This window comes from Mesorhizobium sp. M1217, assembly GCF_040318275.1.
GTDB lineage: Bacteria > Pseudomonadota > Alphaproteobacteria > Rhizobiales > Rhizobiaceae > Mesorhizobium.
Map to the genome: position 1 here is coordinate 88,773 of NZ_JAMYMA010000018.1, position 11,063 is coordinate 99,835.

An 11,063-nucleotide genomic window follows, 5' to 3' on the forward strand; every position below is an offset into this window, starting at 1 on the left:
TCGACGAAGTTGCAGCAGTGCTCGAGATTTATGGGAGATCCGTTTCGCTGCCCGCCAAACAGGACATCAGCCAGCGCCGGCAGCGACACGCCCGTTCTCAATACTGTTCCTTGGACGAACGCTGCTCGTCGGCTCCGGCCGCGGCGGTTGCTTGCCCCGGATCGGGAAGGCATCGTTTGACAAGGCGACGGTTTGGATATGCGAACCAACCAAGCGTCCGCTGATGCCGCTCGTTGATGCAAGACAAACCTCTGATCGACTAGATTTGGCGATCTTACTTGCCCTCGGCGAGGCTCAATCCACCTCAAAACGCCTTCGGACAGCTGAATGCGGAAAGTGCCGGTAGGAAGAAAGGGCTGGGACCGGAACCGGTCTGGATCGTATAGGCCACGTCGCGTCCGCCGACTACGAAGCGCGCCTCAACAGTGCCGTCCTTGCTGGTGATCGTCGCCTTGTCCAACAACCGCTTCAGCGACCACGGCCCTTCGAAGCTGATAACGGATTTGCGGCCCGGCATTTCCGGCATCAGTCTCAGACTGGCGGACGCCGAGGCCGCGCCGCTCGGCCAGGACATCGTGCTTGGCGTGTTACCCGCCTGGTTGCTCTGGACGATCTGGCCGTCGACGTCGAGCACCGCAGCGTCTGCATCGCCATTCAGCGAGAAGGGGGTAAAGGTCAGGTTGACCGAGGGCATTGATCCGCCTGAGGGGAAAAAGGCGTTGCGGATTTCCGCAGCCAGCTGAAAGTTTTTCAGTGTCGACTTCGACAGGTCGCGCCCAAAGCGCGCATTCTGTTTCCAGCTCCAGTCCTTGCCGCTCATGTCGATCAAGGAAGCAAGGTTTTGTGCGAAGAACCGGTCCATCAGGCCGCCCGGAGAGAACAACTTGGCGAAGTCCGCCATCGCAATATCCTGGGTACCATCGCGGGCGAAGGGGTAGCGGCTGTTGACCGCCTCCTCGCACGGCTGCGTGACGGCCTGGTCGAGCATCTCGTTCAAATTCGTCAACGAAATTTCAGCCGCGTTGCCCTCAAATTCGTCTGCAGTTGCGTTGACCATTCTGCCGAGTTGCTTGGGCAGGCGCGATGCATTGGCGCGAAGGGTGGCTACCTGCAGCTGCAGGTTGGCGTTGACACGTTCCGTCTGCGAAGCGACCTCGGTTGCCAGTTGCAGGCTCTGATGGATGTCGCGAAAATTCTGGGTCAGCGCATCGATCGGTCGGTGTCCAAAAGGACCGCTTACCAGAGCTTGGAAGGACCTGAACTGCGCTTCGATACTTGCCCCGGGGTTTTGGCTTTGAAATTTTGCAGACCCCGTACCGGCACGGCTTTGCGATTTTGAGGAGCTAATTTGAATGCCGATGCGAGCCAGGCCCTTGGCCATGTCTGCGGCGTCTTGGGACTGGCGCATAACGGTGCCGGCTTGCATCCGAGTGCCCGAGTCTTCGCCGGAGACAGGGTCGCGCGCTAGGGCTGTTTCGTCGGCAATCGCGGTAAAAAGCTGTTCGATCGGCGAGCTTGGTGAGGCAACGGCGGAAAGCGCGACATAGTGCGGCTTGTCGTTCAGCATGGCTTTGAATTTCAAAGCATCGAGAACGCTGTTCCACGCGGCTGCGAACTCCTTGCCGTAGCGATCGAGAAGTTCGGGGCCGAGCTTGAGCAACTCCTGATCGATGCCGCCTTGCTCGCCGCCACCGCCCAGTACCCACTGGTCCTCGACGAGTGTCTGCGCAATGCGCGAAAGCTGTCCGAGATAAAAGTTGTTGAATCCGGCATGGGTGTAGAGACCGGGAACACGGAGCTTCGACAAATCGCCGCCATCGACGCGCTCGAACACAAGCTGCGCTTCCGGGCCGCCTTTTTGCGAAACAGAAAAATCGTCCAGCGCAGCCGCGTACACCGCCGACTTGATCAATGCGGACGCACGATCGGCAAGGCTCATACGCCCGAGCGAACGCTGGGCGGCTTCCACAAGCGGCTGGTTGAGTTCGAAAACCGGATCATAGGCATCGTCCAGCGCAAGCATGGCGCGTAAGTGCTTTTCGAGCTGCGCGCGTCCTGACCGGTTGCTCTCGCCGGGATACCGGTTCTGTTCCCAATCCTGCTTCATCCAGGAGATGATCAACGCGTCATCGACCTTGGGTGCCTTGCCGCCAAGCATCAGGTAGATCTTGAGCGGTTCGTAAAGCGCGGCGGGTTCAGCCATCGTCGCCTGAACTTTCCGCTCAGCCTGAATAAGCAGACGCGAGCGCAACATTCGTTCCAGTGCTTGCCGGTAGGCCGTTGTCGATGCCGAAAGAAGCCTTTCCCGCTGGCTAAGGCCGACCGTTTCGTCGATCGGTGCGGGTAAGTCACTGGTTTCGAAACCGGCCGGCATGTTGCGCAACTGGTCGAGCGGCCCGATGGCGTTTTCAAGGTCGACATCGGTGACCGTCGTGCTTTTGAGCAGGGCGTCCGCTGTCTCGCGATATTGGCTCATCGCCTGCGTCGTGGAGGCGATCAGCGAGCGGTTGGCCATGAAGCTCATCCCGAGCGCGCCAAGGGCCGCTGCAGTGATCAAGGCTATGATGCCAAAGCCGCCATATCTGAGGGCCGCTGCCCGCCTTTCAGTGGCCCGGTCATAGGAAACCCATCCGGATTCGGCGAAAATGACATCGGTCAGGAGGTCGTGCAAAAAGAAGCTCTTGCCGGTCCCGGACAGATGGGGGCGGGAATTGTTGCCGAAACTGCGACCGATTGCGCCCAACACCTGATCGATCGGCGTTCCCTCTTGGGTCCCCGACGAGAAGTAGAGCCCACGCAAGCTGACGTTCACCTGGCTGCGGACCGGATCGAACAGGCTGGTCACGAAACCGGCAATTCGGCCCTTGAGCGCGTAAAACTGGGCCGGAAAGCCAAACATCGATATGCGCAAGGCCGGATCAGGCTCTTCCTGCAGGCGGTCAGGCATCTCGTCCGCCAAGCGGTTCGCCAGTGCATCGAATTCGGCCGGAGTCTCACCGGCCATGTTCTTGTTGCGGTCTGTGGTCTGGAATGTCGCGCCCCAGACCTTGCGCCTGCGCGGCTCCTCGAAACTGCCGAAATAATCCATGAAGCCGGCAACAAGATCGGCCTTGGTAAAAAGCAGGTACACCGGAAACTGGATTTTCAGCGTCTCGTGGATCTCCCTCAGGCGACCGCGTATTTCAACGACATGGGCGTCGAGCTGCTGGTCATCGAAGCTGATAAGATCGGCAAGGCTGATGGCCAGGATAACCCCGTTGATCGGTTGTCTGGTGCGGTATTTCTTGAGCAGCGCTAAAAACGCAAGCCAGCTCTTGCTGTCTCTTCCTGCATTAGAATCCTGGGTGGTGTAGCGTCCCGCCGTGTCAATCAGCACGGCCTCTTCGGTAAACCACCACTCGCAGGAGCGGGTGCCGCCAACCCCGGCCACCGGCTGGGCGTCTCCTGAACCGGCAAGCGGAAAGTTCAGACCCGAATTGACCAGTGCGGTCGTCTTGCCGGCGCCCGGCGGGCCAATGACGATGTACCAGGGAACCTCGTAGAGGAAATTGCGCTTGCGGCTCGAGCGCTTGAGTGCTGCGATGGCCTCACTCATGCGCGCCTCGAGCACCGGTGAGTCGTCATTGCTCCCGTCGTTGCGGGCAACGACGGTCTCGAGCGCTTTTTGCGCCTTTCTCACCTTCCAGACGCGCACTCCGTAACCGAGGGCCGCGGTCGCTACGATCGTGCCGATGATTGTCGCGCGCAACCAGACCGGTCCCAGCGGCCGGATATCGGCGAAGCGGATCAAAGGTCCAGCAAACCAGATCGCTGCCGCAAAACCGGCCAACGCGGCCGTGCTGAATATCCGCGGCAGCCAACGCATCATTGGCGCTTCCCACCGGCGGTCTTCACAGCGTTTCCTCCTTGGGGATCATCACGTCGACACGGCGGTTCTTGGCGCGGCCCTCGGACGTCGCATTGTCGGCAATTGGCTCATCTGCGCCCTTGCCATCGGCGGTCACTCGCGAGGGATCGCTAAGTTTCGCGGCGATCATTGTTTCAACAGCCTTCGCCCGGGCGACCGAAAGGTCAAAGTTGGATTTGAACGCGCTCGATTTCCGTGGTTTCGCATTGTCCGTGTGGCCAACGATCCTGATTGGCCCCGGCTCGTGCTCAAGGGCTGCGGCAATCTGTGCGGCCAGTGACTGAGACTCAGGCTTCATTTCGGTCTTGCCAGGCTGAAACAACAATTGATTGTTGATCTCCACTACGATGAAGTCGCCTTTTGTGCCGATGGTCATCCCGCCGCGCTCGACTTGCGTGGATAGTGCCGAGCGGATGCGGTCGATCTGCTCGGTTGCGGCAGGCGAGGCAACTGTCACCGGTTCGGCAAGTGGGGGTACCACACTGGCGCGCTCGATCGTCACAGGCGTCGAGGGATTGAGCGCCAGCAACTGTCTGGCTGCAGCATCGCCTTCATCGGTCACGAACGCCCGCAACGTGAAGAACGCGGCCGTCAGCAGGGCTGATGCCGCGGCGCCAACACCCCAGAGCGGCAGGCGGGTCGAAGACGGCACCATCGTCGCCGCCATGCTTTGCCAGCGGGGGGAGATGTCCTCTCCGGCGCGGGCCCTGAAGTAGCGAAGCGTCTCGTAGACGTCGCGCCGCACACGTTCCAGACTGGTATCGTCGCGCGCCAGATCCCGATACTGGCCCTCAAATCCCACGGACAGGCAGACGTGCATCAGCTCCAGCAGGTCTAAGTGTGGCTCCGGATTGGCCAGCACCTTGTTCAGAGCTTCGAAAAAGCCGGCGCCCGTGGCTTCAACGTGAAAGAACCGCGACAACATACTGTGCTGTGCCCAGGTGTCCTTGCCGGTCCAGGGCAGGTTGCCAACAAGATCGTCGGCGGTTTCGCAAAGGGCGAACTTCGCGATCCGCGCATCCTCTTCGGCCACGCCCGACTTCTCCAGCGTCCGGTCGAACCTCTCGATCGCTTCGGCGATATGCTCGGCCAATGGCGCCGCCTGTCTTTCAACCGGCACGAGCCTGAGATGCCCGAACAGGACGAGCAATGGTGCTGACGCAGCGAGGATCGGATTTGCCGTCGAATATTTGACCGTGTCTGCGGCTTCGAGCAGCACCTCCTGCTGAATGATCGGCCTTGACTCGGCTGCCCCGGCTTTGGCCGCTGCACCTGACGATGCTCCCTGATAAAGAATGGTTCCGGATGTCCAGTCCGGCGGCATATGCCGACCTATGTCAGGTTCGAAAACTGTCGATTCCTTGACGTCCGAGGGTCCGGCAGTCTTCGCAATCGGTTCGTTTGCGGCTGGTTTTGCATTCTGCCCGCGCCGTAGGGGGATGACGGTCTTGCCCACCGGGCCGAAAGGATCGTCCTTCGAGCTCATCGCCGATGTGCCGCTGCCATGCGGTGCCCGCGTTCGCGTGCGAGAGGCGCCAGATCTTTCCTGGCCGGATAGCGCAGGCAAGTATCATACCGGCACGGTCGCGGTCCGGAGCTACAAGAAACTATGGCGCCGCAATATGACATCTGCCGCAGACCCCAGGTCAATCAGGCTTACCCGCTTGGCGAACTTGTCGTATGTGATCGTAATCGCAGATGTTCTCGATTGGAACATGATGCGGCGCGCCGATGCGTTTTTCTTTGTCAGCTAAAGCGCCACAGTCTGTTGCGCCGGTCTATTTTTGCTCAGCTTTTGCATACGCCTCGCTAAAATAGGCCAAGAATATATCCAGCATGCCGTTTTCGTGTGCTTCCTCCATGCTCCTCCACGTCCCGACAAAAGCGTCCCATGCTTGGGCCTTCTTCGAGGAAAAAGATGTCGGCGGGAGCTTTTTGCCGATCGCTTCCGGCGAAAGGTCGTCAAGCAGTCGCGACAGCGCAGCTTGCATGGCGGCATAGGTGGCAAATTCGTGCGCCTTGAGATCGCGGAATGCGTCTTCAACGCTGTGCCTGGCATCGAGATAGCCGGCCCTACGCCGTGCGAACATGATTTCGAGGATGTCGTCGATTCCCGGCACGAACTTAAGCGGGTTGTTGTCGGCGGAGCTTATCATTGTCCGGTGCGTGCTCTTGGCCAGCGTTTTGGCGGCCGCACGTGCCTTCAGCAGCATGGCCAGTTGCTCGACCACCACCCGCAGGACCGAGCCAATTTCGGCCGCGACTTCATGCGGGTCCCGCGACTGCAGCAGTTCCGGGGAAATACCCGCTCCAATCGCGATTTCCCGCAGCACCTCGTCTCTCGTCGAAAGGACCGAGGCGGGCAGCGACGGTGCTTGTTGCTCGGGCCATGGCTGTGCCGAATTCAAGAAAGGCGCGCCTCCAGAGTCAAGCAGGCGATCGGCCGCGACGGGCATGTGTCGTTGTGTCGAACCTTCGTCGCCTTGCGGATGGGTCGGCGAGGCGCGCTCGTCAATCGATACAAAGATGACGTAGCGGCCGACCAGGAGCCTGTCGCCGTGCGCCAGCCGGTGCGGACCGGTGATGCGTTGGCTCGACCCGTTGATGAAAGTGCCATTGCGCGAGATGTCATGCAGCCAAAACGCGCCTGCCTCGTATCGAATCTGGCAATGCCGGCCGGAAATGAACTTGTCCGGGTCGGGTAAGATCCAGTCGCAATTTTCGCGACCGATTTTGAAGGTGCGATCACGCGATCTGTAGCCGGGGGATACGCCAGCGGGCAGGGCATCGACATTGCTGATCTGCAGACTGATTAACATGCACAATCGCCTGTGTGATCGCTGGCGGCCTTGTCGGCACGATACTCCATGTTTTTAACGTGGCTAATCCAATTTCGCATCACATTGGCGCAAGGCAGCGGGCGAACTCTGGATCTTGCTGATTCGCCCAGCTCTGCTGGCATGCCTCTTTGGCCCGCGCAACAACATGTGGTACGCTCAACACGGACCAGCAAAGAGAATTGTTGTGAGCTTTCAGTTCCTGAACCTGTCGTCGTTAGTATAGCAGGACAGTATAGCAGGACCTTGAATCCACTGGCGGCCCGGTCCAGGAGGGGCACGACCAATGCCAAATGAACGTGCCACGGTTGTGGAGACGCCGATTGGCGCCGAGCTGTTGACCTTCACGCACCTTGTCGGGCGCGATGAGATAAGCCGTTGTTTTGGCTACACGGTTGGGTTCGTAAGTACCGACCACGACATCGATCCGCTGAAGATGCTGGGTGGGGCCGTCTCGATCGAAGGTGAATCCGATCCAAAACGTTGGTTCAGCGGCCTGGTGTCCGAGTTTAGACTTACCCGGATCGAGGACCAGCTGGCCTACTACGAAACGGTCGTCAGACCATGGCTCTGGTTTCTCGGCAATACGACCGACTGCCGCATTTTCCAGAACATGAGCGTCATCGAAATCGTCGAGGAGGTTTTCTCGATATACAGCACGGCAAAATTCGAGAAACGCCTGCAAGGTTCCTATCCGCCGCGCGAATATTGCGTGCAATATGATGAGACCGATCTGGACTTCGTGCAGCGGCTGCTCGAGCACGAGGGCATTTTGTATTTCTTCGAGCATGGCGAGGGCAAGCACACGCTTGTGCTCGCCGATGCGATGAGCAAGCTGAAGCCGGCGCCGGGCTATGAAAAAGTGCCTTACCACTTCGAGGGGCAGGGCTCCCGGCGCGATGTCGAATACATCACCGAATGGATCCCGGGCAGCTCGGTGCGGCCGGGCGCCTATGTCCATACCGACTATGATTTCAAGAAACCGGGTGCCGACCTGATGGCCAAATCGGCCCAGCCGTTCAGTCACAAGCTGGCTGCGGGCGAGAATTACCGTCAGCCCGGCGCCCATCTGGAAGTGGGCCGCGGCGATAGCCTGGCGGCGATCCGGCGCGAGGAAATCCAGGCGGTGCACCAGCGCATCGCCGCGGTCGGAACCCTGCGCGGCCTCTATTCCGGCTGCACGTTCAAGCTGGATGGCTTTCCGCGCGAGGACCAGAACCAGGAGTATCTGGTGGTCAGCGCTGAATACAGGCTGTTCGACCCGGGCTACAGAGCCCATGCGGATGTCGACAGCGAGAACTTCAAGGTGATCCTTGGTGTGGCACCTACGGCTTTGCCCTATCGTCCGCCGCGGGTCACGACACGACCGATCATGCGCGGGCCGCAGACGGCGACCGTGGTCGGACCTTCCGGCGAGGAAATATTCACCGACAAATATGCACGGGTGAAGGTCCAGTTTCACTGGGACCGTCTGGGCAAGAAGGACCAGAACAGCTCCTGCTTCGTGCGGGTCTCGCAGACATGGGCCGGCAGCGGCTGGGGGTTCATCCAAATACCGCGTATCGGTCAGGAGGTGATCGTCGATTTCATCGAAGGCGACCCGGATCTGCCGATCATCACCGGCCGCGTCTACAATGCCTCCCAAATGCCGCCCTACGGACTGCCGGGCAGCGCTACGCAATCGGGCTGGAAGTCGGACTCCTCGAAAGGCGGCGGTGGCTACAACGAGCTGATGTTCGAGGACAAGGCCGGCTCCGAGCTGGTCAATTTCCAGGCTCAGAAGGACCATAACCTTCTGATCAAGAATGACCGCACCAAGCTGGTGCAGCACGACCAGTCCGACCGCATCGACCACGACGCCAAGCACTCCGTCGGCCACAACCTTGATGAGGACGTCGGCAACAACAAGACGGTCAAGATCGGCGTCGACCAGACGACGAATATCGGCTCCAACGATACGGAAACGGTGGGGTCAAACCGCTCGTTGAAGGTAGGGTCCAACGAGACCATCAGCATCGGCTCAAACTCGACCGAGACCATCGGCGCCAATCACGCGCAGACCGTGGCCATAGCCCAGGCGATCACCGTGGGGGCAGCGCGCGTGGACAGCGTCGGCGCGACCGAGACTCGCACGGTAGGGTCCGCGCAGACCAACACGATCGGGTCAAAACGCTCTGTCACCGTAGGTGCCGCTCAGAGCCATCAGATAGGTGCCGACGACAGCTGGAACATCGCGTCAAATCAGGACGTGACGATCGGCGGCACCCAGAAGTTTAGTATCGCCAAAGATCAGAATAGCCAGATTGGCGCGGGGAGGCGCACGGAAATTGCCAAGGACGACGGCACCAAGGTCGGTGGCGCCTTCCAGTTGGAGATAGCCAAGGCCAGCATGGTACAGATCGGCGAGGACGGCAAAATCACCGTCGCCAAGACATTCCTGATCGAAGCAGGCGACGCTATCGCCCTGAAATGCGGTTCATCGTCCATTACGATGAAGAAGGACGGCACCATCACCATAGAAGGCAAGGACATCATGATAAAGGGGTCCGGCACGATCAATGTGAAGGCGTCTAGCGACATCACCATGAAGGGCAGCAAGATAAATCAGAACTAGGGATTCCGGCATGACCGAGGTTCAAGAACGCATAGAAGGTGTGGTGATCGGCCTGTTTCTCGGCTTCAATTCTGATTCGCCATTGGTCGTGTTTCCCGGCAATCCAGGTGATGCGGCAGTTCCCGCACGCAGCCTGACTGAACTCACCTCGGCGATGATCGGGGCGGAAGTCGCATTGCTCTTCCAAGAGGGTGACCCGGCGCGGCCCTTGATCGTGGGTCGAATCGTCGAACCTGCCCGCAAATCTCCGACGCCGCAGGTCATTCGCGATGGTGAGCTGGTGACCATAGTCGGCGACGAGCGGATCGAGCTTCGCTGTGGCAAGGCGACGATTATCATGGAAAAGGATGGCCACATCACCATCCGCGGCACCTATGTGACGAGCCATGCCAGCGCCACGAACAGGGTCCGTGGCGGGTCAGTGAATCTGAACTGATGCCAAAGATCGTCTTGCGCGAGATCGTTCGCCAGCATGCCGAAATGGCAGCGTTTCTATGGACGGTCTACGACCATCATCTGCTGTATCCGGACGAGAATCCTGACATGGACGAGGAGCGGCTGGCGCGTCTTGTGGAACGGCTTGACTCGCATCTAGACGGTCTGCGTATCGCAGGAGAGGTCGGGCAGGAGATTGCTGAAACGCTCTATGCCGAGTATCCCGAAGCGGGCGAGTTGTTTGTTTTGCGCATGCTAATCAAGGGCGCACCATCGAGGATCGCGGAACTCGACCTGCCCAAGGTGAGGGCGTATCTGTCGAGCAATGGCGGCCAGAAGTAGACGAACACGACGTTCAGGCCGTCACTCCAGTCGGAATCCATTGTCATAGACAAGCGTCAGCTTCTTCCACGTTTTGCCATCGAAGCGCCAGGCAGCGTCGATGCCGGCGACATAGAGATAGTCGCCATCGCTGCGCAGGTCCGAGCCGATGCCGGTATCCTCGAAGGGCTGTAGCGCGTCCCCCGCTTCCACGCTTACGCCCACCTCGTCGCCCCAATAGGCGCGGCCCTTGAAACTACGCACGGCAAAAAAGGCATGTTCGGGCGCCTGAAGCTCCGTCGCTTCCTCGTTGGCCACTCGGAGGCAGGCGCCGCCGTCTCCGGCAAGCCGGATCGTGCCATCGGGAGCGACGTCGATGCCGCGGAACTGGTCGTGGCGATGAAGTTCCACCGCTAGCCAGCCCGAATCCGCCAACCGGTGAAGGCTGCCCTGGTTGCCGCAGGCGAACCGGCCGTGCTGAGGTGAGCCGTGAACGTCGAAATATTGTGTCGGGACAATGGGTGGTATGGGACGCCACGCAGCCCCTTGGAACCTGAGAGCCATCCCTTTGCTTCCGACGGCAATGGGCCCATCCGGGTCCTTCGCCCAGATACGCCGGAGGCTGATCTCCGAGATCTTTTCGCTCGACCAGTTCGCGCCTGCAAAACGCCAAACCCGGGTGGTTGCCTCGAGAGCAAGGAGTTCGTCCGACGGCGTCGCGGAAAGAGACATCAGCCACGCATCCGACAGAAGTATTCGCTTGGCGGTAGCCGGGTTAAAATCATCGACAACGAAGACGACCGACACGGTATTCACAAAGTCGGGATCACTGACCAGGAAGAGGATTGCGGCGCGGCCGTCGCGCATCGGCGCGACCTGTATGCATTGGTATGCCGTGTCGCTATCCTGTGCAAAAATGTCCAGCAGTTCACGGTCCATTCTCATCTTT

8 protein-coding genes are annotated in these 11,063 nt (G+C 59.8%); 4 read left to right on the plus strand and 4 right to left on the minus strand.

Annotation, left to right across the window (positions count from 1 at the left end; all coding sequences use genetic code 11):
• Positions 1 to 304: 304 nt before the first annotated feature.
• Entirely contained in the window at positions 305 to 3,868 is a 3,564-nt protein-coding gene (gene tssM / locus NKH37_RS26245) for a type VI secretion system membrane subunit TssM (protein ID WP_353041770.1), read from the minus strand.
• Between the two features lie 22 nt (positions 3,869 to 3,890).
• Entirely contained in the window at positions 3,891 to 5,363 is a 1,473-nt protein-coding gene (gene tssL / locus NKH37_RS26250; RefSeq protein ID WP_352641586.1) for a type VI secretion system protein TssL, long form, read from the minus strand.
• Here tssL and NKH37_RS26255 point away from each other — a divergent pair.
• Entirely contained in the window at positions 5,356 to 5,661 is a 306-nt protein-coding gene (locus tag NKH37_RS26255) for a hypothetical protein (RefSeq protein WP_198030519.1), read from the plus strand. The genes tssL and NKH37_RS26255 overlap by 8 nt on opposite strands.
• 24 nt (positions 5,662 to 5,685) lie before the next feature.
• Here NKH37_RS26255 and tagH read toward each other — a convergent pair whose 3' ends face one another.
• Positions 5,686 to 6,726, minus strand: coding sequence for a type VI secretion system-associated FHA domain protein TagH (gene tagH / locus NKH37_RS26260; protein ID WP_352641588.1), 1,041 nt, complete (start codon positions 6,724 to 6,726; stop codon positions 5,686 to 5,688).
• A gap of 304 nt (positions 6,727 to 7,030) precedes the next feature.
• Between tagH and NKH37_RS26265 the strand changes: the two genes are divergently transcribed.
• Genes NKH37_RS26265 through NKH37_RS26275 form a run of 3 tightly spaced genes read left to right on the plus strand, consistent with a single transcriptional unit; the run spans position 7,031 to position 10,135 of the window.
• Positions 7,031 to 9,358: a type VI secretion system Vgr family protein gene (locus NKH37_RS26265; protein ID WP_352641590.1), complete on the plus strand. Its 2,328-nt coding sequence runs from the start codon at positions 7,031 to 7,033 to the stop codon at positions 9,356 to 9,358.
• 10 nt (positions 9,359 to 9,368) lie between these two features.
• On the plus strand, positions 9,369 to 9,794 hold the full coding sequence (locus NKH37_RS26270) for a DUF6484 domain-containing protein (RefSeq protein ID WP_023720327.1): 426 nt from the start codon (positions 9,369 to 9,371) through the stop codon (positions 9,792 to 9,794).
• Positions 9,794 to 10,135, plus strand: coding sequence for a hypothetical protein (locus NKH37_RS26275; RefSeq protein WP_352641593.1), 342 nt, complete (start codon positions 9,794 to 9,796; stop codon positions 10,133 to 10,135). Before NKH37_RS26270 ends, NKH37_RS26275 begins: the two co-directional genes overlap by 1 nt.
• Positions 10,136 to 10,156: 21 nt before the next feature.
• Here NKH37_RS26275 and NKH37_RS26280 read toward each other — a convergent pair whose 3' ends face one another.
• Positions 10,157 to 11,053, minus strand: a complete 897-nt coding sequence (locus NKH37_RS26280; RefSeq protein WP_353041773.1) for a hypothetical protein — start codon at positions 11,051 to 11,053, stop codon at positions 10,157 to 10,159.
• Positions 11,054 to 11,063: the final 10 nt, after the last annotated feature.

Excerpts from the sequence above, each read along its gene's own strand:
- tssM (WP_353041770.1), bottom strand. The coding sequence starts at position 3,868 with ATGATGCGTTGGCTGCCGCGGATATTCAGCACGGCCGCGTTGGCCGGT.
- NKH37_RS26270 (WP_023720327.1), top strand. The coding sequence starts at position 9,369 with ATGACCGAGGTTCAAGAACGCATAGAAGGTGTGGTGATCGGCCTGTTT.
- NKH37_RS26275 (WP_352641593.1), top strand. The coding sequence starts at position 9,794 with ATGCCAAAGATCGTCTTGCGCGAGATCGTTCGCCAGCATGCCGAAATG.
- tagH (WP_352641588.1), bottom strand. The coding sequence starts at position 6,726 with ATGTTAATCAGTCTGCAGATCAGCAATGTCGATGCCCTGCCCGCTGGC.
- NKH37_RS26265 (WP_352641590.1), top strand. The coding sequence starts at position 7,031 with ATGCCAAATGAACGTGCCACGGTTGTGGAGACGCCGATTGGCGCCGAG.
- NKH37_RS26280 (WP_353041773.1), bottom strand. The coding sequence starts at position 11,053 with ATGGACCGTGAACTGCTGGACATTTTTGCACAGGATAGCGACACGGCA.